Below are 23,149 nucleotides of genomic sequence, written 5' to 3' on the forward strand. Positions count from 1 at the left end.
CTCGCCTGACGGGCAGTGAATGGTGCCTCGCCCCGACCATCAGCGCCCCGGAGTCCCCTGTGGAGCGCCGGCTCACTGAATTCGAGAACAGGCGACTTCAGGCCATCAAGCGCTCGTACTCTCGGCGAGGCCGACTCCTTCGGGAAGCGCTCACAGGATTCGCAGCCACGTTGAGTACCAGTCAGGTCGTTCTCCTTCTGGGGAGGGTGATGTCAGGAACTGGTGGCATCGGCTGGGTGCTTGAGCTGGCAGCGGACATCGACTATGCCGTCGACGGAGTGGGTCAGGCGTTCGGCCAGGGGGATCAGGTCGCCGTCGCGGACCTCGCCGGTCAGGGTGGCGATCCCTTGGGCCACGGTGACCTCGACCGCCTCGTGGGAGAGGGGGAAGAGGCGGTCGACGACGGTGCGGCGGATCTCTGCGGTGAGTTCTTCGTCGGTGCGGAGGAAGACCTTGAGGAGGTCGGCGCGGCTGACGATGCCCTTGAGGGTGCCGTCGGCGTCGACGACGGGGAGGCGCTTGATGTGCCGGGCGGCCATGAGACGGGCGGCCTGAGGCAGGGTGGCATCGGTGCGGATCGTGACGGCTGGCGTGGTCATCATGTTCTCGGCTCTGGTGGAGCCGGCCTTGGCGGTGTCGCCCAGGCGGCGCATCTGCTCGATCAAGCCGGGGCGGTGCTCGTGGAACTCCTCCTTGGGCAGGAGATCGGCCTCGGAGACGACTCCGACGACGTGGCCCTCGCCCGCGATGACGGGGAGGGCGGTCACCTTCCACCGCTCCATCGCGGTGGCGATGTCCTTGAAGCCGGTCGAGGGGGTGATGGCGATGACCTTGGTGGTCATGACGTCGGCGACGGTGTACGGGGTGGAGGTCATGGCGGGGTCCTCAGCGTGCATGGGCGAGCGGGGTGCCGCTGTTGTGAGGGGCGAACACGTCGAAGAGCCGGGTGCGGGCGGAGTCGAGCCGGTCGGCGATGACGGAGGCGACCGCGGTGGAGACGGACCGACCGACGGCCGAGCCCTCGTTGCACAGCTCCCGTACGGCCGCAGCCGCGCTGGATGATCCAGAACTTCTCGGCCCGCTGGTGCTCCTTGAAGATGCGGGTGCCGGCCGGGAGGGTCACCGGGTGGGAGTGGGCGAGCAAGGCTTCGCGGGCTTCCGGTGCCATTGCTTCGAGGATGCTGTGCATGGTGCTCATGGAGTGCCTCCAACCCTTCGCATCCACCCTGCTCGGCGGCCCCCGGTCTCCGGGAGGGCCACGCGGTGCACACTGCGGGGACCGAAAGGCCCGGGTCAGCGGACCAGGACGGCCTCCCCGGACTTGGGTACGACGGCCGTCCAGCCCAGCTCGTCGTCGATCCGGTCGCGCAGGGTCTCGGAGGCGGTCTCCTCGCCGTGTACGAGGTAGGTGGTGTGCGGGGCCGGAGCGGCGCGCAGCCAGTCGATGATCTGGCCGGCGTCGGCGTGGGCGGAGAAGTGCGGTACGTCGGCGACCTCGGCGCGTACGGGGACGTACTCGCCGAACATCTTGAGCGTGCGGGCGCCGTCGACGAGGTCTCGGGAGCGGGTGCCCGTGGCGGCGAAGCCGACGATGACCACGGCGTTGCGGGGGTCGGGCAGGATCCGGTGGAGGTGGTGCAGCACCCGGCCGCCCGTGGCCATGCCGGCGGAGGAGACGATGATCGCCGGCCCCGTGGAGTTGTTGATGTCGATCGACTCCTGGACGGTCCGGGCGGCCAGGAAGGGCTCCGGGCTGATCGCAGTCTCGCCCTGGGCGAGGATCTCGGGGCGCAGCTCGGGCGAGTGGGCCCGTACGGCGTCGCGGTAGACGTCCAATGCGGCCAAGGCCATGGGGCTGTCCACGTAGACGGGTACGTGGCGGGGCAGGGCGCCGTCGCTTCGCAGGGCGGCCAGCTCGTGCAGGACGACCTCGGTGCGGTCGATCGCGAAGGCCGGGATGACGACGGTCCCGCCCCGGGACAGTGCGCGGGTGATCACCGAGGCGAATTCGCGCCGCGCGCTCTCGTGGTCGTGGCGGCGGTTGCCGTACGTCGACTCCATCAGCAGGACGTCGGCGCCGGGGAACGGCTCGGGCGGCAGGAGGAGCGGGTGTCCCGGGCGGCCGAGGTCACCGCTGACGGCGAGGGTGTGGCCGTCTTCCAGGGTCAGGTGCGCCCAGACGGAGCCGAGGATGTGCCCGCCGTGGTGCAGCATCAGCTTCGTGCCGGCCATGATCTCGATCTCGCTGCCCACCGGTACCGGGTCGAAGTACCTGACCGTGTGGTCGACGTCGTCATCGTCGTAGAGCGGCTTGGCGGGCCGGTGCTTGGACCAGCCGTGCTGATTGGCGTGCTCGGCGGCCTCCATCTGCAGCTTCGCGCTGTCGCGGAGCACGATCTCGGCGAGACGGGCGGTGGTGGCGCTGGTCAGGATCGGCCCGCGGAATCCGTGCCGAACCAGCCGCGGCAGGTACCCGCAGTGGTCCAGGTGGGCGTGGGTCACGACGACGGCGTGGATGTCGGAGGCGTCGCAGGGCAGCTTGTCCCAGTTGCGGCGGCGCAGGTCCGCGACACCCTGGAAGAGTCCGCAGTCGACGAGGATCCGGGCGTGGTCGCTCTCGACCAGGAACTTGCTGCCGGTGACCGTCCTCACTCCGCCGAGGAACCTCAGCAAGGCCGGGCGGGCGGAAGCGGGGAACGGGGCTGACTGGGACATGGCAGCAGCCCTCCTTTCGGAACGGATGCCGATCTCCACCGTCGCACCGGAACGCCCTCTCCGCCGGGTACCGGCCGGTCCCGGGGAAGGACCGACCGGCCCAAGCGAGACAGAGGGATACGGGCACAGCCTGACGGTGGCCCCCTCCCGCACAGCACACAGAGAGAAGGCCGCGCCATGAAGGCACTCGTCTTCCACGGGCCCGGACAGACCTCCTGGCAGGACGTCCCGGACCCCTCCACCAAGGACGCCGCCGATGCGATCGTCCGGGTCGACGCCGTCACCATCTGCGGCACCGACCTGCACATCATCAAGGGCGACGTACCGGAAGTGACACCCGGGCGGATCCTCGGTCACGAGGCTGTCGGCACCGTCGTCGAGGTCGGCGGCGACGTCCGCAGCGTTCGTCCCGGTGACCGCGTTCTGATCTCGTGCATCTCCGCCTGCGGGCGCTGCCGCTTCTGCCGCGAGGGCCACTACGGCCAGTGCCGCGGAGGCGGCGGCTGGGTCCTGGGCCACACCATCGACGGCACCCAGGCCGAGTACGTACGCGTGCCCTTCGCCGACCTCTCCGTGCACCCTCTGCCCAGCGCCCTGGCCAGTCACGACGCCGTCCTGCTCGCCGACATCTTCCCGACCTCCTACGAGGTCGGGGTGCTCAACGGCAACGTGCGCCCCGGCGACACCGTCGTCGTGGTCGGCGCCGGACCCATCGGCCTGGCCGCCATCGCCACCGCGCAGCTCTACAGTCCCGGGCGGATCATCGCCGTCGACCTCGCCGCGTCCCGGCTCGCCGCCGCACGCGACCTCGGCGCCGATGCCAGCGCGAGCGCGGACGAAGAGCCCGAGCGGCTGGTGGAGGACCTCACCGACGGGCTCGGCGCGGACGCGGTCATCGAAGCCGTCGGCGTACCCGAGACCTTCGAGATGTGCACCCGCATGGTCCGCCCCGGCGGACGGGTCGCCAACATCGGCGTCCACGGCAAGCCGGCCGTCCTGCACCTCGAAGACCTCTGGATCAAGGACGTCACCATCACCACCGGCCTCGTCGACACCCACTCCACCCCCATGCTCCTGCGCATGATGGCCGCGGGACGCCTGCCCGGGGCCGCGATGGTCACCCACCGCTTCGAGCTGGACCAGATGGAAGAGGCGTACGACGTCTTCTCCAACGCAGGCGAAACCGGCGCCCTCAAGGTCGTACTCGGCGGACCTCAGCACGACACGGTCACCGTGCCGCCCCAGGAGCAGTGAGCACCGTGAAGAGCATGCCGAGCACCCACCCGCAGCAGTCCGGCGAGATGACCGCACGCACCGACCTGGGCCGCGATGAACTCGGCCGACGGTGCGGCGCCGACGGCACGTACATCACCTACCCGGAGGAGCACGCCGCCAGTCCTGCCATCGGCACCCTCGTACGGGTGGCCGACGCCCTCGGCCTCACCGTCGACGACCTGACCGGCGCCAGCACCCAACGCGTCGCCGGCCGATCCGCCGCCCGGCGCGACAGCATGCTCGTGCCGCTGGACCGGACTGAATGCCGGCGGCTGCTGAACACACACGGGGTGGGCCGCATCGCCGTCTTCACCCCCGAAGGCCCGGCCGTCCTCCCCGTCAACCACCTCGTTGCCGGATCCGACATCGCCTTCCGTACCTCTGCGGAAGCCGTCACTACCAGGGCGGCAGGGACAGAGGTCGCCTTCGAGATCGACGACATCGACGACGTGACCGCCAGCGGTTGGAGCGTGCTGGCCGTGGGCGAACCGGCCGCCGTCACGGACCCGCACGAAGTCCACCACCCCAACACCACGGCCCGGTCCCGTCCCCGGGCTGGTGGCCCGCGCGATCACCGGATGAAGCTCACCCCCGTCCGGATCACCGGCCGTCGTGTGGTGCACGACTGATGAACGATCTACGCGCGGTCGTCTTCGACACCGACGGAGTACTCCTGGCCACGGCGGACCGCCACGCGGCCGCCTGGAAGGAGACTTTCGACGGCTGCCTCCTCGAATGGCAGCCATCGCACTCCGGTGCACGACCGCGCCCGTTCGACGCCGTCCGTGAGTACCGGGACCTGGTGGACGGCCGTTCCCGCCTCGACGGCGTACGCGCCTTCCTCGCCGCCCGAGCCATCGACCTCCCGCCGGGAACGCCCGAGGACCCGCCCGGGTGCGCCAGCGTCCACGCGGTCGCCGCCCGCAAGGAGGAGGCCTTCTCCGCGATGCTGCGGACCGACGGCGTCCGTACCTTCGAGGACGTGCGGCCCGCGCTCGATGAACTGCGACGGAAGGCGATCCGGTGCGCAGCGGTCTCGGCCTCCCGGCACGCCTGCTCCCTCCTGGAATCCGCAGACCTCGTCGGCTACTTCGACGCCCTGGTGGACGGCCAGGACGCAGCCGCACTTGCTCTTCCGGGCAAACCCGACCCTGCCCTCTTTCTCGAAGCGGCCGGCCGTCTCGGTGTGCATCCTGCACACACCACCGTGGTGGAGGACGCGCTCGCCGGCGTCGAGGCGGGGCACAGGGGTGGTTTCCGCTTTGTGGTGGGGCTCAACCGCGAGGACGACCCACACATGAGGGACGCCCTGGCTGCGCATGGCGCCGATCTCGTCCTCCCCGACCTCAGCCGGCTGCCCGACGCACTCGAAGGCGAATGCCCGTGACCACCGACTGGCACTGGGAGTACCACCGCTACGACCCCAAAACCGAGCGGCTGGTCGAATCCCTGTGCACCCTTGGCAACGGCCGCTTCGCCACACGCGGTTCAGCCCCCGAAAGCGTCGCCGACGACATCCACTACCCGGGCACCTACCTCGCCGGCTGCTACAACCGGCTCGACTCCACCATCGGCGGACGAACGGTCTCCAACGAGGACATGGTCCGGCTGCCGGACTGGACCGCCCTGCGGTACCGCTGCCTGCCCGAGGACGCACCGCCCGGCGACTGGCTGACGCCCGACCACCCGGCCCTTCGCCACAGCCACGTGTCGCTGGACCTGCGCGCCGGAACGCTCACCCGCCGGATGCTCTTCCACGATGTCGAAGGCCGCCGCCTGGGTGTCACCCACACCCGCCTCGTCCACATGGGTGACCCGTACCTGGCCGCCCAGAAGACGGTGTTCACAGCGTACGGCTGGAGCGGCAGGGTCGAGATCGAGTCCGTACTCGACGGCGAGGTCACGAATGCGGGAGTCGAGCGTTACCGGGCCCTGGCCGGGCGGCACCTCGTCGAGCACCGGGCCGGTGTGGAGGCGGAGGGCACCGCGTGGGTCTCCTGCACCACGACCACCTCCCGGGTACGAATCGGGCTCGCGGTCCGGACATCGACACGTCCTCCGGCACCGGTGGGCCGGTCATGCACAGCCACCACCGCCACACAGACGATTGTCCTGTCGATCAGGCGGGCCGCCCCCGTCGTCATCGTGAAGACCGCTGCCCTGTGCACCTCGCTCGACCGTCCCGCGGCCGATCCGCTACGGCGGAGCATCGACAGCGCCACGCACGCCGTTGACTTCACCTCCCTGCTGGCCTCCCACCGCGCATCCTGGCAACGCCTCTGGAGCGACGGAGGGTTGAAGGTACCCGAAGAGACGGGCAAGGTGCTGCGGCTGCACGCCTTCCACGTCCTGCAGACCCTTTCACCGCACACCGCCGAGCTCGATGCCGGCGTCCCCGCCCGCGGCCTTCACGGTGAGGCGTACCGGGGTCACGTCTTCTGGGACGAGCTGTTCGTCCTGCCCTACCTCGCCCTCCACCTCCCCGAGACCGCACGCGCCCTGTTGATGTACCGGCACCGACGGCTCCCTGCGGCTCGGGAGGCCGCCCGCCGGGCCGGGGCGAAGGGTGCCATGTTTCCCTGGCAGAGCGGCAGTTCCGGAGCCGAGGAGACGCAGCGGCTACACCTCAATCCGCGCTCCGGCCGCTGGCTTCCCGACCACTCCCACCTCCAGCACCACGTGGCATCGGCCATCGCCTGGAACGTGTGGCGGTACGGGCAGGCCACCGGCGACGCCGGATTCATGCACGGCCCCGGCGCCGAACTCCTCCTGCACACAGCCCGCTTCTGGGCGGACGCGGCGACATGGGACACCGACCTCGGCCGCTACCGGATCCGCGGCGTCGTCGGCCCGGACGAGTACCACGATGCCTACCCGGACGCCGCCGCTCCCGGCATCGACGACAACGCCTACACCAACGTCACCGCCGCGTGGGTGCTGGCCCGCGCCCTGGACCTGTACGGGGAACTCCCGGCTGCCCGACGCGTCGAGCTCCTCACGCAACTCGGCATCGAGCCCGACGGCCTCACCGTCTGGGAGGACGTCTCCCGCCGCCTGTACGTGCCGTTCCACCGCGACGTGATCAGTCAGTTCCAGGGCTACGGGGACCTCGCCGAGCTCGACTGGGACGGCTACCGCGCCCGCTACCACGACATCCGCCGCCTTGACCGCATCCTGGAAGCCGAAGGGGACACGCCCAACCGGTACCAGGCGTCCAAGCAGGCCGACACCCTCATGCTCGGCTACCTCTTCCGCCCCACAGAGCTCGAACAAATTTTCCTCCAGCTCGAATGCCACCTCGACGACGATCTCTGGCGCAGGACGGTGGAGTACTACCTGCGGCGCACCTGCCACGGCTCCACGCTCAGCAGCCTCGTCCACGGCTGGGTCCTCGCCCGGGAGCAGGGACCGGTTGCATGGCGCTACTGCCAGGAAGCCCTGCTCGGCGACATCACGGACGTCCAGGGCGGTACCACCGGTGAAGGGATCCACCTCGGTGCCATGGGCGGCACCCTCGACCTCGTCGAGCGCGGCATCGTCGGACTCGAGCCCCATGGCGACGGCCTGCACGTCGACCCGGTGCCCCTCTCCGAAGTGCCCGGTTCCTCGTTCTCGGTCTCCTACCTGGGGCACCGGGACATCCGTATCCGGTTCCGGCCCGGCCGGCTCGGCATCAGCGTCCCCCGGTCGGTCCTCGGGCCGGTACCCCTGGTTTTGCCCGGAGACCGGCACGAGTACATTTCCGCAGGCCAGGAGCGGTGGTTCCGCCTCCCCAAGGGCTGACACAGCAGCCATCCCCTGCTCGCGTGGCGCGGCGATCGCGATGCGCACACTGTGGATGTATCAGCCGTCGGAAGGATGAACGGAATGGACAGGCAGCAGGAGGCTCCGCGGATCGTGGTGGGCGTCGACGGATCGCCCGCGTCCCAGGCCGCGCTGCGCTGGGCGGTCCGGTACGCAGGGCTGGTGAGCGGGCGCGTGGAGGCGGTCGCAGCGTGGGACCTGCCCGGTGCCGCGTCGTGGTCGGCCCCGGCGGTGGACACCACGTTCGACGAGGAGGAGGCCGAGCGCCGGCTGGTCGAGGAGGTCCGTACGGTCCTCGGTGAGGACGGTGCCTCTTCCGTGCACCAGCGCCTGGTACGCGGCAATCCGGTCGACGTCCTGGTGGATGCGGCGGACGGTGCGGACATGCTGGTCGTGGGCAGCCGCGGTCGAGGCGGCTTCAGCCGGGCTCTGCTCGGTTCGGTGAGCCATCAGACGGCGCTCCACGCGCCATGTCCGATCACCATCGTCCGGGCGGATGTGGACGTCGAAAGTTGATGGGCGCCTTGAATCAGGCATGGCCTCACGGATCTGAGGAACGCAGGAGCGCGCGCCCGTCTACCTCCTGGCGCGCGGTGGCAACGATTTCCGCTGATGGTCCTGATCAGGGCGAACGAGGTCCTGCGGCTGGCCAGGCGGCCACTCGGCACCGGAAGCCGGGCCGACCGGCCCCGTACCGCAACGGACCACTCGGCCCCTCGTGAATGGCCCCCCTCGGCACTGCGGTTCTCATGGCCCACAGCGTGATCGTGGAACCCGGACGCCATTCCGGCGCCGCCTTCCGAAGAGGGTGACCACGATGCAGCGCATTCGGATCCAGACCCGGCCCAAGCAGCCCGACAAGCCCGCCCCGCTGGATCTGCGCACGCCGTCCGGCCGCCCCCTGCCGTACTGATCCTTGCCGATGCGCAGCCCCGGAGGACGTCACGGGACACATGCGACGCGTCGTACCGTTCACCGAGCTCGGCCGAGGCGACATCGGGAGGGTCGGCGGCAAGAACGCCTCCCTGGCCGAACTGACCAGACGGCTGACCGCCGCCGGCCCGCGTGTGCCGCCAGGCTTCGCCACGACCGCCTACGCCTACGAGGAACCGGCTCCACGACGGTGTCGCGCTCGAAGACGACGGCGTGGGCCTGGCCCGCCTGGAACTCATCGTCGCGCACCAGGTCAAGGTCCACCCCATGGCCCTCCTGCACCCGGAACGCCTCCGACCGATGTGCCGTCGACCAGCTCGCCGAGGGCTACCTCGACCGGGGCCGGTACTTCACCGACCGGCTCGCGTACGGGATCGCCCGGATCGCCGCCTCCCGCTGGCCCGACCCCGTAGTCGTCCGCACCAGCGACTTCGAGACCAACGAGTACGCCAAGCTCCTCGGCGGCCACCCCTTCGAACCGGTGGAGGCCAACCCGATGATCGGATGGCGGGGTGCCAGCCGCTACTACAGCGACGGCTGCCGGGAAGGCTTCGCCCTCGAATGCCGGGCCCTGCGCCAGGTGCGCGAGGAGATGGGCCTGACCAACGTCATCGTCATGATCCCCTTCTGCCGCACCCTGCTGGAAGCCGACAAGGTCCTGGAGGTAATGGCGGCTGAAGGGCTGCGGCGCGGCGAGAACGGTCTCAAGGTCTATGTGATGGCCGGGATCCCCTCCAACATCCTCCTCGCCCAGGACTTCACCGAACGCTTCGGCGGCTACTCCATCGGCAGCAACGACCTCACCCAGCCGACCCTCGGCGTCGACCGCGACTCCGAAGCACTCGCCGACGTCTTCGACGAGAACGACCCCGCCGTCACCGACCTGATCCGGATCCTCCTCCCACGGGTCCAGACCCTGGGACGTCCGGTGGGCCTGTGCGGCCAGCGGCCCAGCGACGACCCGGCCTACGCCGCCTTCCTCGTCCGTACCGGAATCGACTCGACCTCCGTCGCCCCGGACAGCTTCGCCGCTGTCAAGCGGCACGTCGCCGCCGAGGAACCGCGCTACGGGGAGGACCGAATGGCCCCCACAGGGATCCGTCCGGCCCAAGCGGACCAGCCGTCGGCCGCGTGACAGTGGCATCAGCCCCGCACCATGGAACCAAGGAGTACCCGCCATGAGCACCAAGCGAGTCCTGGTCGCCTACGGCACCAAGCACGGCGCCACCGCAGGCATAGCCGAACAGATCGGCAAGACCCTCCGCGAGGACGGTCTCGACGCCGTCGTACTGCCCGCCGACGATGTCCAGGACGTCCGCGCCTTTGACGCCGTCGTTCTCGGCGGCTCCCTCTACGCCGGCCACTGGAGCAGCAAGGCCAAGCACTGCGCAGAACGCAACGCCGAATCCCTCCGGCACCGCCCGGTGTGGATGTTCAGCAGCGGCCCGCTCGACAGCTCCGCCGAGGAACACGACATCCCCCCGGTCTCCGCCGTCGCCCGTGAGATGCAGCTGATCGGAGCACGCGAGCACATGACCTTCGGCGGCAGCATCACGGCCCACACCCCGGGATTCCTCGCCAAGGCGCTGCTCCACGAAGGCAAGGGCGGAGACTTCCGTAACCCTGAACGGATCCAGAAATGGGCCCACCACATCAGCGCCGAGCTCGTCGCCGCCTGAAGGGACGGCCCCGCTCGGCACGCACAGCACGGAGGCGTGCCATGCACCACCGGACGAAAGGGACGGGCGTCAACCCGCTCAGGCGTGACGCCGACCGCACCCGGACCCACATGCATGCCGCCTTCTCGCTGACCTGCCTCCTGGCCGTCATTGCCGGTTTCGCCCTCGGGCGCGCCGCCTGGACGGACGGCCACCGCACCGCCGAGAACCTCGCACGCCACCGGCAGACCGTGACGGCCACCACGGTCGGCGAGACCACCTACAGAGCCGGAGACCACCCGACCAGCCGGCCGGTCACCGTGGCAGCCGCCACGTGGCACTACCCCTCGCAGCGCCCGCACACCGAATCCATCCCCGTTCCGGCAGGAACCCGGCACGGGGACACGGTCCGCCTGTGGGTCGACGGAAACGGCAATGCGGCCGCCGCGCCCCCCAGCCAGGCCGACGTCGCCTTGAACGCGATGGGCATCGGCATCGGAGCGCTGGCCGGGATCGTGCTGGCCGGCGGCGCCCTCGTCGCCGTGCGCCTGCGCATCGTGGACGCGCGCAGCGCACGGTCCTGGGAATCCGAGTGGGCGGGCGTCGAGCCCCTCTGGTCAGGCCGCCTGCGCCCCGGACAGGGAGCCGGCGATGACTGAGACCACCGCCGCCCCGGACCTCACGCCGGACACCGCACCGGATCCCCTGGAACCCCTTCCCCTGCTCCGCCGAGAGCTGCACACCGGCCCCCTGGGCCTCTCCAGCCGGGAAGCAGCACGCAGACTGGCCGTCTACGGCCCGAACGAGGTCCGCCGCACCGCCCGCACGAGCATCCTCAGGGAACTGCTGCGGCAACTGGTCCACCCGCTGGCCCTGCTGCTGTGGGCCGCGGCCGCACTCGCCTTCGCCGCCGCCATCGCGGTGCTCGGCTGGGCGATCGTCGCGGTCATCCTCGTCAACGCCGGATTCGCCCTCGTCCAGGAACGGCAGGCGGAGAAAGCGGTCGAAACCCTGGCCCGCTACCTCCCCGCGCAGGCCCAGGTGATCCGCGACGGGCAGGCACAGCACGTCCCGGCCCGGGACCTGGTCCCCGGAGACCTGATCGCCCTCGACGAAGGCGACCGGATACCCGCCGACGCCCGCCTGACCGAGGGAGGGATCGAGGCCGACCTCTCTATGCTCACGGGCGAGTCCACCCCGGTCGAGCGCCTCGCCGGCCCGGGTCTGGAGGGCCTCTCCCTGCTGCAGGAGCCCAACCTCGTCTTCAGCGGCACCACGGCCACCGAGGGCCAGGCGCAGGCGATCGTCTTCGCCACCGGCGACCACACCGAGCTCGGCCGGATCGCGGCCCTCAGCCAGCGCACCCACCGTGAGCCGAGCCCACTGGAGCAGCAGGTCAAGAAGGTCGCCTGGCTGATCTCAGCGGTCGCGGTCGGCATGGGGGCCGTCTTCCTCGTGACCGGGGTGGCGGTCGGCCTGCCACTGACCGACTCGCTGATGTTCGCCATCGGCCTGCTCGTCGCCAACGTGCCCGAAGGACTGCTGCCCACCATCACCCTCGCCCTCGCCGTGGGCGTACGGGTCCTCGCCCGGCAGGGCGCTGTGGTCAAGCGGCTGAGCGCCGTGGAGACCCTCGGCTCCACCAACGTCATCTGCACCGACAAGACCGGCACACTCACCCGCAACCGGATGCGCCTCCACTCCACCTGGACCCCGCCGCGCGAGGCGGCAAGCGGTACGGAGACCGCCGAACTGGTCCGTGCCGCCGCCCGGTGCACCACCGTCACCCGCGAAAGCGACGGCGCGCTGCACGGGGACCCGACCGAGATCGCGCTGGTCGAGGGCGCCTCACAACATGCCGCGCTCCTCGACCCGGCCGACCGGGACGCCCACCGACGGGCCTGCTTCCGCTTCGACCCGCGCCTGCGTCGCATGTCGGTGATCCACGACGGAGAACACGGCACCCTCCGCGTGATCGTCAAGGGCGCCCCCGAAGCCGTCCTGGCGCTGCTGGCCGAAGGCGAGCCGGCCAGCGAGGCCCAGCAGGCCGCCGACGCTCTGGCGGCGGGCGGCATGCGCGTGCTGGCCGTCGCGGTACGCGAACTGCCGCCCGGCACCGACGTAGCGCTCTCGCGGCGGCAGGACGTGGAGCGGGACCTGCGCCTGCTCGGCCTCGTCGGCCTGTACGACCCGCCGCGACCCGAGGTCGCCGCCGCGGTCCGGCGCTGCCACGAGGCTGGTCTCACCGTCCACATCGTCACCGGAGACAACGGGGCCACCGCCGCGGCCGTGGCCCGTGCCGTCGGCATCGGTACGCCGAACCTCCAGGTGGTCGCCCAGTCCGAGGCGATCGACGACCACGAGCTCGACCACCTCCTCCGCCAGGACGGTACGGAGATCGTCTTCGCCCGCTCCTCGCCCGAGACCAAGCTGAAGGTGGCCGACGCCCTGCGGGCGCACGGCCGGATCGTGGCCATGACGGGTGACGGAGTGAACGACGCTCCGGCCCTGCACCGTGCTCACATCGGCGTGGCCATGGGGCTCTCCGGCACCGACGTCGCCCGCGAGGCGTCGACCATGGTCCTGACCGACGACGACTTCGCGACCATCGTCACCGCGATCGAGTCCGGCCGCCGTGTCTACGACAACGTCCGGAAGTTCATCGTCTACATCTTCGCCCACCTCACCCCCGAGGTCGTTCCCTTCCTCGTGTTCGCGCTCTCCGCAGGGGCCGTACCGCTGCCGCTGACCGTCCTGCAGATCCTCGCCATCGACCTGGGGACCGAGACCCTGCCGGCCCTTGCCCTCGGCCGTGAGCGCGCCGAGCCGGGGATCATGTCCCGACCGCCCCGGCCCAGATCCCAGAGCGTGATCAACAAGGACATGCTCGTGCGCAGCTGGGGCTGGCTCGGCACCGTCTCCGCTGCCCTGGTCATGACCGGCTTCTTCTACGTCCTGTGGCGTGCGGGCTGGCACCCCGGCGATCCCACCGGGCCCGGAAGTCCCCTGCACCACGCCTACCTCACCGCGACCACCGCCACCTTCGCCGGCATCGTGACCTGCCAGGTCGGCACGGCCATCGCCGCCCGAACCGACCACGCGGCCCTGCGCGACATCGGGTTCTTCACCAACCCGCTGCTGCTCGCCGGTATTGCCTTCGAACTCGTCTTTACCGCGGCGCTCGTCTACGCGCCGCCGCTCCAGACCCTGTTCGGCACCGCCGCACTCCCGTTGGACGTCGTCCTCCTCATCTCGGCCTTCCCGCCGCTGGTCTGGGGAAGCGACGAGCTCCGGCGGTGGGCTCGACGCCGGCACCGCGCGCTGCAACCCGACGGACAAGGACGTGCCCGAGATCGGCGACGAACTCGCGGCCGCCCGGGCACTGGAGAACCTGGCGGAACAGCTCAAACGCACCGCCTACGGAGATATGGCAGCATCCGGGGCCGCACCGCAGCACGCCCCCCTCACGGCATACGACATTGGATGAGCGGGCACGGTCCGTTGGCATCGACCGCCTGAGCCTTACGGTGAGGCCTGGTGAGGTGTTCGGCTTCCTCGGGCCGAACGGCGCGGGGAAGCCGACCACGCTGCGGTGCCTGACCGGGCTGCTCCGCCCCACCGAGGGACTCGACCCGTTGGTCCAGGACACGTTCTTCGCACTGCTGGGCGAGGCGGCTGCCATCGGACGGACCGTCCTGCTCTCCAGCCACATCCTGCCGGAGGTGCAGCGCACGTGCGAGCGGGTGGCGATCATCCGGGACGGACGACCGGTGACGGTCCAGAGCGTCGCCGGCCTGCGCGAGGCCCAGGCCAGACGGATCAAGCTGTCCTTCCGCCCACTGGCGACGCGGTTCGGGAAGCGGTGCGGCGAAGGGCCCGTACTGGGCCCGGTCCTCCGCGTGGACGAGTTCCAGAGCGGCGCCGCGCAGTTCGGGCCTCGATGGCGGCCCAGTCGGCTGCGGCGCTGCCGGCGCCCGATCCGTCCGGACCAACCGTGATCCGGTTCGACACGATGTTCCTCCTGGGTCGAAAGCCGCTGCTTTCAGGCTTTTCCGCTTGCCGGGTTTTCGGGAGGGACCGAGCGGCCCAACCGGGTACCGACCGGCCATGCTCGCGGCTCAGCTCCTTCGGCAGCGGCACAGGTGAGTCTGTTGTCGACATCAGGTCCGCGACGCTGCGGTGCCTCATGGCGGTCGTGCCCTCATGCCGAGACGGGCGCGGTGAAATCCGCTTTGACGTCGACGACGCCCGGTACGGTACTGGCGGCGCGTACGACGATGTCCTCCATCGAGGGGTCCGGTAGCGAACCGGTGAGATAGGCGATGCCGTTGGCGACGTGGACGTGTGCCTCGACGGGACCGTGCGTGTGGACGTGCGCTTCGGCGGGAACCTGCGGGAGCAGCTGGTACATGATCAGTTCCCGGACCTCGGCGCCGATGTCCTCGTCCGGGCGCAGGAAGACCTTGAGCAGGTCGCCGCGGCTGACCACGCCGACGAGGCGGCCGTCGCCGTCGACCACGGGAAGGCGCTTGAGGTGCCTGCGTGCCATCAGACGCGCTGCGGTCGGGATCGTGGCGTCCTTCGTGACGGTCACGGCCGGGCGGGTCATCAGCTGCTCGGCGGTGGTGTCGTGTGCCGAGTCGTTGCCTTGGGGCTTGAGCAGCAGGTCGGCTTCGGAGACGACGCCGATCACTTGTCCGTCCTGGGCAAGGACGGGGAGCGCGCTGACGTTCCACATCCGCAGCTCTTCCACGATGTCCTTGAAAGCGGTTCCCCGGTCGACGGAGATCACGGCGTGTGTCATGACGTCCTCAATATTGCGCAGGTGCTTCATGGTCTTCCTCCTCGATGGAACGTCCGGTACTCGCGATGGTGTGAAGGGCGACCCTTCTGCAGGTAGGGCCGACCGGGGCGGGAAACGGTCCGGCCGACCCTGGTGTGCTCCGCCTGCGGGTGGTTCCATGGAAGTGCGGAAAGGGTCCTTGCGAGGATGCGGAGAAGCGGCCGAGCGCCGTGCACCGCACAATCGGGATCCGCGAGAAGCGGGCGGACTCTTTCCGCCCTTGCTGCGTGCCCCCACGGCCGGTCACCTGTTTTCCTTCCTTCAGTTGTGGGCGATGACGGCTACGGGGGCTGCTGCGTGGTGCAGGACCGCGTGGCCGACCGAGCCGAGGTGCGCGCCGAGGGGGGAGCGGCGCGCACGACGTCCCACGACGACGAGTCCCGCGCCCTGCGAGGCCCGGACGAGATGCTCACCCGCCGATCCCATGAACACGTTGTGGCTGACGTCCACGTCGGGGAACTTGTGCTGCCAGGGCAGCAGCATGTCGCCCACCATGTGCGTGACGCTCCTGCCGATGTCCCGTTCGTTGTCCGGGTCGAAGAACGGGACGTAGCTGTAGGCGGCCGGCATCTTCCAGCCGTGCACGGCCCTCAATGGGCAGTCACGCCGGGCAGCCTCTTCGAAGGCGAAGGCGAGTACCCGGTCGCACGCTTGATGGATGTCGACACCTACGACGATCTCGGAGCCGGAGCCCGGGTCGTCCGGGTCGTCCGGGTCGTCGGCGGGGCGGACGAGGACGACCGGGGTGTCGGTGGCGACCACGGTGGACATCGCCACCGAGCCCACGACGAAACCGACCAGGCCGCCCAGGCCGCGCGATCCGAGAACGAGCAGCCCTGCGTCGGAGGCCTCGGCCGCGAGGGCGGCGGCCGGCCGGGCCGTCAGGCAGCGGGTCGTGATCTCCAGGCGTGGGTGGCGCCCGCGGAGCTCCTGCGCCGCCTCGGTCAGGGCCTGGTCCGCCCAGCGGTCGACGTCCTGGCGGCCCAGACCGGGGAACACCGGGTCCAGGGGCCAGTCAACCGCGTGCACGAGGCGCAGCGGCACCTGGCGTAGGACAGCCTCCCGCGCGGCCCAGCGGGCTGCTGCGCGGCTCTCCGGGGAACCGTCGACTCCGACGGCGACGTGGTGCTTCATGACTGCGGTTCCTTCGTGAGCTCCGGTGTTCGTCACCACGGCATTGCGTGCCGGGCCTGCTCCGCGTGCGTGGCTGCCGTGTCGTCGGTTCGGGCGGTGACGCGCGATGCCACAGCGACGACCCCGTCGATCTGTTCGACGAGGCTGAGGAGCGTGGGGAGCTGGCTTCGGCGCTCGACCTGGCCGTCCAGGGTGACGATGCCGTCCACCACGTGGACGTCGATCTCACCGGTCGGCACGCCGAGAACCTCCGTGAGGACCTCGTCGGTGACCCGCCGGCGTATCTCGGAGTCCGGGCGCAGGAACATGCGGAGCAGGTCCCGGCGGGTGACGATGCCGACGAGCCGGTCTTCCACGTCCACGACGGGGAGGCGTTCGATACCGCGGCGGGTCATCAACCGGGCGGCGTCAGCCACTGTCTCTTCGGCGTGGACGGCGACTGCGGGCGCGGACATGACGTCATTTGCGGTAGGCGGACCAGTCGCTGTGGTGTCCTGCTCGGGGGGATGGGACCCGGGCACCGTGCGGGCCAACAGGTCCGTCTGCGATACGACGCCCACCACGCGGTCCTCGTCGTCCAGGACAGGGACACCTGATATGTCGTACTGGGCGAGAAGCTTGGCGACGTCCTTGAAGGCGGTTCCCGGGGCCACGGAGACGACCTCGTCGGTCATCAGGTCCGCCACCTTGAGATGCTTCATGAGGCCCTCCTGCTCCGCCGCGTCACGCGAGGCCGGTGTCCGGTGTGGGTGTGTTTCCCCCACCATCCGGCCGGTCTTTGCCCGCGGGCGAGGGCCGACCGGTCCCATCAAGGGGCCCGTAAGGGTCAATGCGGCAGTTTCGAGCTGCGGAGGGGCGGTGCCGACCACCGCAGTGAGGGCCCGGCAGCCGACGGCGCCGAACGGCGGGCACGGCTGACCGACTGCCCCCGCCGGCTCACGGCTGACGCAGGGCGTGCAGCAGCTCCGGGCCGGACCAGGAACGGCGGCCGCCCGGGCGTTCGGCCTCGTGAACCAGCGACATGAGCCGTGCGTTCACCGGTGCAGTCAGGCCGTGTCGTTCCGCCATGGCGACGACCTCGCCCTGGAGGCTGCTGATCTCCGTCGCCCGCCCGTGCTCCAGGTCGTCCCACATCGAGGACCGTGCGTGCGCGTCCACTTGGAGGCTGGCTGCTGCGATGCGGCGGAACAGGGCATCGGGCAGGCGCAGGATCCGTGGTGTGAGCCGGGCCGGGACGGGGCCGAGCCGTGCCGGGCGGACTCCTTGCGCGGCGAACGCCGCCAGTGCCTCCTCCTGGCACAGTGCGAGGCAGGTCCGGTACGGGCGTGCGCCCAGCTGTTCCCGCAGCGGCAGGCCGGACAGGGCATTCACCGCGTTGTTGAGGTTCATCAGCAGCTTGGCGTGCTGTACCTGTCGCATGTCGTGGCGCGGCTCGACCGGCAGTCCGGCGGCCGTCAGTGCCGCGACGAGCGGGGCGGCAGCGGGGCCGCCGTCGAGCATCAGCGCCCCACCCGTGCCCTGGTGGAAGGTGCCGGGTGCGGTCCGCGCGACGTTATACGGCACCATTCCTGCGAGCAGGGTGGTGCCCGGGAGTTCGTCCCGCAGCAGGCGGGCATTGTGCAGCCCGTTCTGGAAGCTGACGACGACGGCGTCCGGGCGGAGCCGTCCGGCCAGTTCCCGTCCGGCCGACACCGTGGCGGCGGATTTGACGGTGACCAGGACGCAGTCGGCGTCGGCAACCGGGTCCGGATCCGTGGTGAGCGTCAGCCGGTTCCGGGGGACGTGGACCGCGGGGCGGCCGCCGCCGGAGAGCGTGATCCCTTCGTGCAGCCCGTCCAGTACCGAGGGTCGCCCGATCAGTGTGACGTTCGCGTGCTGCGCGAGGTGGCCGCCGAGGTAGCAGCCGATGCTGCCCGCGCCGAAGACGGCGATCCGGGGTCGCTGGTCTCCAGTGGGGTGAGGCATCTCGGCATCGCTCCTGGTCCGCAGTGGTTACCCGAAGGTAGACAGAAGCCGTCCGGGGATCAAGGGGCACGGCTCGCCCCAGGGCTGAGCAAGCGGACAGGCCAGAAACAGCCCTGGACAGGATCGGAGTGGATGGGGACCTTTGGTCCCGTCCGCGGTCCCGGGCGGCCCTCTTCCCGAAGCGGTGGCGGTGCCAGCGTGAGTGGTGTCCCTCATCGGCTTCTCGGTTGGGAGGAACCGTGGAAAGCACATTCCGCACCCCGGACACCAGCTCGGTCACCGTCGGCGTGGACGGCTCTCAGCCGGCGCGTGTCGCTGCCCTGTGGGCGGCCGAGGAGGCCGTACGCCGGGACCGCCCGCTGCACATCGTGTATGGCGCCGACACCGACGGCAGGGCCCTGTACCTGTCGAAGGAGACCATCGAACGGGTCCGCGTCAACGGCCGGGCGCTCCTGGACGACACCGCGAAGGCCGTGTCGGCCGAGTACCCCGGGCTGAACGTGACCACCGAATTCAGCCGCGCGAACGCCGTCGACAGCCTGCACCGGGCCGGCGGACTCCATGGCACGGTCGTGGTCGGCAACCGCGGCCTGGGAGGGTTCAACTCCCTCATGCTCGGCTCGGTCGGCCTGGATGTCGCGGCCGCCGCCATGACGCCCGTCGTCGTCGTCCGAGGCATCGACGGGACCGAGGAGACCGGAACGGTTCTCGCGGCGATCCGCGACGAACACGACCTACTGATCGCCCGGTACGCCGCCAAGGAAGCCGAGCTGCACAAGGCTTCCCTGCGGCTGCTGCACGTGTGGAATGTGTTCCAGTCCGTCGGCGAGGTGGTCACCATGCTCGACGGCGTCGACGAGATCGCCAGCGGGCACGAAGAGACCCTGCGGGCCGTCACAGACGTGGTCCGCGGCGAGTTCCCCGACCTGGAGGTCCAAGCCGACGCGGAGAAGAGCATCTCCGTGGCCGGTGTCCTGGTCGAGGCGTCCCGCCACGCCGACCTGCTCGTCATGGGCGGCCGCCGGGTCCCGGGGCCCCTGGGACTCGCCCCCAACCTGGGCAAGGCCACGCACAGCCTGCTGCACCACGCCCACTGCCCAGTCCTCCTCATCCCCAGGACAGGCAGCGACTTCGGGGGCCAGTCATGACCATCCACCCGGCAGGAAGCCAAGACGTCGTCGTGGGCATCGACCCCGCCAGGGACTGGCACCTCGCCCTGGCCTGGGCCGCCGACGAGGCACAACGGCGACGGGTCCCGCTGCGCCTGGTGCTCGCGGTACCGCCCCAGCGCGACACGCATCACGTCGATGACACCCGCGGCCGGACCGCCCTGCGGCAAGCCGGCTCCGACAGGCTCGAACAAGCATCCAACTGGGTGCGTGACCACCACCCCGAGGTGGCCGTCACCGGTGAGCTGCTCGGTGGCTTCCCCGCCCCCGTCCTGGGCGGCGCGGCGCGAGAGGCCCGCATGATCGTCCTCGGCTCCCGGCACCTGAGCCGGACCGCCGAGTTCTTCAGCGCCGGCTCGCTCGTGGTCCCCGTCACCGCCCAGGCCCGTTGCCCGGTCGTCGTCGTGGGCGACGCCGAGCACATCAGCCAGCAGCCGCCCTACGTCGTCGCGGGGATCGACGGCAGTGCGTCCGCCACGGCCGCGCTGGACTTCGCCTTCGACGAGGCCGACCTTCGGGGTGCGGCGCTGCGGGTCGTCTGCGTGTGGCAGCGGCCGACGATCATGCTGGACGACGAGGAGGTGGCGCTGCGGGCGCAACGCACCCTGCTCTCCGAGGCCACCGCCGGCCTGTCCGAGAAGTACCCGGACGTGCACGTGACCCACGAGGTCCTCACTGGCCACCCGGTCGAGGAACTGGCTCGGGCCGGCGAGCACGCCTTGGCTGTGATCGTGGGCCGCCGCGGCCGCGGCGGATACACCGGCATGCGGATCGGATCCGTCGTCCACGGACTCCTGCACCGTGCGCACTGCCCGGTGATCACCGTCCCCACCGGATGAGCCCGCCGTGACCAGCCGCGCGATCGAAGTGCAGTCCGTCGGCTCCTCCGCTGGCGGGCTGACGCAGGCAGAGGCCGAACGCCGGCTGGCCCAGTACGGGCGCAACGAGGTGGCGCCTCCGCGGCCCACGCCCCTTCACCGTCGGGTGCTGGCTCAGCTGCGTGATCCGCTGATCATGGTGTTGCTCGGTGCCGCACTCCTGACCATCGCGATCGGTGACCACCCCGACGCCGTTGTCATCGGGCTGGTGGTTGTCTTCAACACGACCGTGGGAGTGGCCCAGGAGGTCCGGGCAGATCGTGCGGTCGCCGTGCTCTCCGCTCTGTCGGCCCCACACGCCCGGGTGCGGCGTGACGGTGCCGCCTACGAGATGTCGGCAGCGCTCGTGGTGCCGGGTGACAGCCTGCTCCTGGGCGAGGGAGACATCGTCGCCGCGGACGCCGATCTCACCGAGGCGTCCGTTCTTCTGATCGACGAGTCCATGCTCACCGGAGAATCGGAACCCGCCGCCAAGACCGCGGGTGACACGGTCAGCGCCGGCACCGTCGTGGTGCGCGGCCGGGGTGTCGCCACTGCCACGGCCACGGGATCCGCCAGCGCCCTCGGCCGCATCGCAGCACTTCTCGACGGGGAACACGAGCCGACCCCGCTTCAGCGCCGCCTCGCCTCCCTCGGACGCATTCTGGCGCTTGTCACCCTCACCCTGTGCGTGCTGTTCTTCGCCTCGGGCCTCGTACGCGGTCTTGGCGTGAGCACGATGGCGGTCACCGCCATCAGCCTGGCCGTCGCCGCGGTGCCCGAGTCCCTGCCCGCCGTCGTCACCCTCGCCCTCGCCCTCGGGGCCCGCCGCATGGCGGCCCGGGGCGCCCTGGTCCGACGCCTGCCGGCGGTCGAGACGCTCGGTTCGGTGAGCGTGCTGGCCACGGACAAGACCGGGACTCTTACCGAGGGACGCATGGTCGTCCAGCACGTGTGGACGCCGGCCGGAGCGGCGGACGTTACCGGCAGCGGATACGAGCCCCACGGAGACCTGACCCGTGCCGGACACTCCCTCACTCCCGAGCAGCTCCGCCCGCTGCAGGAACTGCTCACCACGGCGGCCCTGTGCAACGACGCGAGCCTCATGCCGCCCCGGAGCGGCTCCGATGTCTGGACGGCCGTGGGTGACCCCATGGAGGCCGCACTGCTGGCAGCCGCTGTCAAGGCAGGCTGCCCGGCCCCAGCTGAGCTGCAACAAGCCTGTCCCCGCATCGGAGAAGCCCCGTTCGACAGCCTGCGCAAACGGATGACCACCCTGCACCACCTGCCCGACGGCAACGTCCTGGTCTGCCTCAAGGGGGCGCCCGAGACCGTCCTGGCCCCGACGGTCCTCGCCGACCCGCCCGACGTCCTGGACCGGGCCCATCGTTGGGCTGCGGAGCTGGCCGCCCACGGCTTCAGAGTCCTGGCGGTGGCAGGCGCCGAACGGCTCCAATGGAGTCGGCCCGCCGCCGAGGCGGAACGCGGGCTGAGCCTGCTCGGGCTGGTCGCCATCAGCGATCCGCCGAAAGCGACCGCCGCCGCCACATTGGCGGCCTGCCGCGCCGCCGGCATCTCACCCGTCCTGATCACCGGAGACCACCCGGCCACCGCCCGCGCCATCGCCATGCGCATCGGCCTCGTCGAGGAAGGTCCGGCCGACACCGTCGTCACCGGACCTGAGCTGGCCGCGGCGCCCGACATCGACCTGACCGAGGTTCGCGTCTTCGCACGGACCGATCCCCAGCAGAAGCTGGACATCGTCCACGCCTGGCGCGCCCGCGGCGCAGTGACCGCCATGACCGGGGACGGCGTCAACGACGGCCCCGCCCTGCGCCAGGCCGACATCGGTGTGGCCATGGGCGCCCGCGGCACCGAGGTGGCCCGCCAGGCGGCCGACCTCGTCCTCACGGACGACGAGCTGTCCACCGTGGTCACCGCGGTCAAGGAAGGCCGCCGCGTCTACGACAACATCCGGCGCTTCCTCGTCTACGCCATGGCCGGAGGGGCCGCCGAGATCCTCGTGATGCTGGCAGGCCCCCTGCTCGGCCTGGCCCTCCCGCTTCGGGCGGGCCAGATCCTGTGGATCAACCTGCTCACCCACGGCCTCACCGGCGTAGCGATGGGCGCGGAACCGGCCGCGCCGCAGGCCATGCGGCGCCCGCCCCGGCCGCCGGAGCAGCACATCCTGGCTGCGGGGGTGTGGCAACGCCTCCTCGCCCTCGCCGCGGCCATGACATCGTTCAGCCTGATCGCCGGCATGGGCGCGCGCGGAATGGGCCTGCCCTGGCAGAGCGTGCTCTTCCTGTCCCTGCTCGGCGCCCAGCTCGGAGTGGCACTGGGACTGCGAGCCCGGTTGCTCACCACCCAGAACCTCTTCCTTCCCGCCTCAGTGGCGGCCTCCGCCCTGCTCGCGACGGCAGCCCTGTACGTTCCCGCTCTGCAGTCGCTGCTGGACACCCAGCCGGTGGGCTGGGGCGGCACAGGACTCGCCGCCGCAGCAGCACTCGCGGCATTCATCGCCGCCCGGCTCCTGCGGGGCGCCTTCCACAGAAAGGCCTGATCATGAACGAGTATTCGCCTGCCTACGGGCACGGAATCCACGCCGAGCTGGGGGACCAGATCGTCGTGGGTGGTCCCACCGTCGGTACGCCGGGCCGCGACGGAGAAGTCATCGCCCTGCACCATGAGGACGGCACCCCGCCGTACGACGTGCGCTGGTCCGACACCGGTCGTACCACCGTGTTCTTCCCCGGCCCGGACGCCCACGTCCGGCACCTTCACCACGAAACCGGT

General features: G+C 70.7%; 18 protein-coding genes and 3 pseudogenes. 15 read left to right on the forward strand and 6 right to left on the reverse strand.

The window, feature by feature from the left end:
* Window positions 1-212 precede the first annotated feature (212 nt).
* Both ABZW32_RS02270 and ABZW32_RS02275 read right to left on the reverse strand, forming a co-directional pair.
* Window positions 213-875, reverse strand: coding sequence for a CBS domain-containing protein (locus ABZW32_RS02270; RefSeq protein ID WP_356210045.1), 663 nt, complete (start codon window positions 873-875; stop codon window positions 213-215).
* 418 nt (window positions 876-1,293) lie between these two features.
* Window positions 1,294-2,715: an MBL fold metallo-hydrolase gene (locus ABZW32_RS02275; protein WP_356210047.1), complete on the reverse strand. Its 1,422-nt coding sequence runs from the start codon at window positions 2,713-2,715 to the stop codon at window positions 1,294-1,296.
* 177 nt (window positions 2,716-2,892) lie between these two features.
* Between ABZW32_RS02275 and ABZW32_RS02280 the strand changes: the two genes are divergently transcribed.
* The 11 genes and pseudogenes from ABZW32_RS02280 (at window position 2,893) to ABZW32_RS02330 (ending at window position 14,383) form a co-directional block, all read left to right on the forward strand.
* The gene (locus ABZW32_RS02280; protein WP_356210050.1) at window positions 2,893-3,969 is read left to right on the forward strand and encodes a zinc-dependent alcohol dehydrogenase family protein; all 1,077 of its coding nucleotides are present in this window, start codon (window positions 2,893-2,895) and stop codon (window positions 3,967-3,969) included.
* Window positions 3,970-3,983: 14 nt separating this feature from the next.
* A complete protein-coding gene (locus ABZW32_RS02285) occupies window positions 3,984-4,619 on the forward strand; it encodes a pyridoxamine 5'-phosphate oxidase family protein (protein ID WP_356210053.1) in 636 nt (211 codons plus the stop codon).
* Window positions 4,619-5,377: an HAD-IA family hydrolase gene (locus ABZW32_RS02290; RefSeq protein WP_356210055.1), complete on the forward strand. Its 759-nt coding sequence runs from the start codon at window positions 4,619-4,621 to the stop codon at window positions 5,375-5,377. The genes ABZW32_RS02285 and ABZW32_RS02290 overlap by 1 nt, the downstream gene beginning before the upstream one ends.
* Entirely contained in the window at window positions 5,374-7,773 is a 2,400-nt protein-coding gene (locus ABZW32_RS02295; protein WP_356210057.1) for a glycoside hydrolase family 65 protein, read from the forward strand. The genes ABZW32_RS02290 and ABZW32_RS02295 overlap by 4 nt, the downstream gene beginning before the upstream one ends.
* An 84-nt stretch (window positions 7,774-7,857) precedes the next feature.
* Window positions 7,858-8,310 (forward strand): universal stress protein, encoded by a 453-nt coding sequence (locus tag ABZW32_RS02300; RefSeq protein ID WP_356210060.1) that lies wholly within the window; start codon window positions 7,858-7,860, stop codon window positions 8,308-8,310.
* A 607-nt stretch (window positions 8,311-8,917) separates the two neighbouring features.
* Window positions 8,918-9,862 carry a putative PEP-binding protein gene (locus ABZW32_RS02305; RefSeq protein WP_356210062.1) on the forward strand — a complete coding sequence of 315 codons (945 nt, stop codon included), beginning with the start codon at window positions 8,918-8,920 and terminating at the stop codon, window positions 9,860-9,862.
* 43 nt (window positions 9,863-9,905) lie between these two features.
* Window positions 9,906-10,406 carry a flavodoxin domain-containing protein gene (locus tag ABZW32_RS02310; RefSeq protein ID WP_356210064.1) on the forward strand — a complete coding sequence of 167 codons (501 nt, stop codon included), beginning with the start codon at window positions 9,906-9,908 and terminating at the stop codon, window positions 10,404-10,406.
* 41 nt (window positions 10,407-10,447) lie between these two features.
* The gene (locus ABZW32_RS02315) at window positions 10,448-11,044 is read left to right on the forward strand and encodes a hypothetical protein (protein ID WP_356210067.1); all 597 of its coding nucleotides are present in this window, start codon (window positions 10,448-10,450) and stop codon (window positions 11,042-11,044) included.
* Window positions 11,037-13,673, forward strand: a pseudogene (locus ABZW32_RS02320) (cation-transporting P-type ATPase); the annotation flags it as partial. The gene ABZW32_RS02315 and the pseudogene ABZW32_RS02320, both read left to right, overlap by 8 nt.
* A gap of 22 nt (window positions 13,674-13,695) precedes the next feature.
* Window positions 13,696-13,872 (forward strand): annotated as a pseudogene (locus ABZW32_RS02325) (dsRBD fold-containing protein); the annotation flags it as partial.
* 55 nt (window positions 13,873-13,927) lie between these two features.
* Complete coding sequence (locus ABZW32_RS02330) at window positions 13,928-14,383, forward strand: hypothetical protein (protein ID WP_356210069.1); 456 nt, start codon at window positions 13,928-13,930, stop codon at window positions 14,381-14,383.
* Between the two features lie 203 nt (window positions 14,384-14,586).
* On the opposite strand, the gene ABZW32_RS02335 is transcribed toward ABZW32_RS02330, so the two are convergent.
* The 4 genes from ABZW32_RS02335 to ABZW32_RS02350 form a co-directional block, all read right to left on the reverse strand.
* Entirely contained in the window at window positions 14,587-15,219 is a 633-nt protein-coding gene (locus ABZW32_RS02335; protein ID WP_356210071.1) for a CBS domain-containing protein, read from the reverse strand.
* Window positions 15,220-15,489: 270 nt separating this feature from the next.
* Window positions 15,490-16,362 carry a universal stress protein gene (locus tag ABZW32_RS02340; RefSeq protein ID WP_356210074.1) on the reverse strand — a complete coding sequence of 291 codons (873 nt, stop codon included), beginning with the start codon at window positions 16,360-16,362 and terminating at the stop codon, window positions 15,490-15,492.
* 32 nt (window positions 16,363-16,394) lie between these two features.
* Complete coding sequence (locus tag ABZW32_RS02345; RefSeq protein WP_356210076.1) at window positions 16,395-17,036, reverse strand: CBS domain-containing protein; 642 nt, start codon at window positions 17,034-17,036, stop codon at window positions 16,395-16,397.
* A 262-nt stretch (window positions 17,037-17,298) separates the two neighbouring features.
* Window positions 17,299-18,327 (reverse strand): 2-dehydropantoate 2-reductase, encoded by a 1,029-nt coding sequence (locus ABZW32_RS02350; RefSeq protein ID WP_356210078.1) that lies wholly within the window; start codon window positions 18,325-18,327, stop codon window positions 17,299-17,301.
* Window positions 18,328-18,566: 239 nt separating this feature from the next.
* Here ABZW32_RS02350 and ABZW32_RS02355 point away from each other — a divergent pair, with 239 nt between their 5' ends.
* The 4 genes and pseudogenes from ABZW32_RS02355 to ABZW32_RS02370 all read left to right on the forward strand — a co-directional run.
* Window positions 18,567-19,475, forward strand: coding sequence for a universal stress protein (locus ABZW32_RS02355; protein ID WP_356210081.1), 909 nt, complete (start codon window positions 18,567-18,569; stop codon window positions 19,473-19,475).
* Window positions 19,472-20,335: a universal stress protein gene (locus ABZW32_RS02360; protein ID WP_356210083.1), complete on the forward strand. Its 864-nt coding sequence runs from the start codon at window positions 19,472-19,474 to the stop codon at window positions 20,333-20,335. The genes ABZW32_RS02355 and ABZW32_RS02360 overlap by 4 nt, the downstream gene beginning before the upstream one ends.
* Window positions 20,336-20,342: 7 nt before the next feature.
* Entirely contained in the window at window positions 20,343-22,916 is a 2,574-nt protein-coding gene (locus ABZW32_RS02365) for a cation-translocating P-type ATPase (protein WP_356210086.1), read from the forward strand.
* A 35-nt stretch (window positions 22,917-22,951) separates the two neighbouring features.
* Window positions 22,952-23,134: pseudogene (locus tag ABZW32_RS02370) on the forward strand (DUF1918 domain-containing protein); the annotation flags it as partial.
* Between the last annotated feature and the right edge of the window lie 15 nt (window positions 23,135-23,149).

It is taken from the genome of Streptomyces sp. NPDC004667, from assembly GCF_040609475.1.
GTDB lineage: Bacteria > Actinomycetota > Actinomycetes > Streptomycetales > Streptomycetaceae > Streptomyces.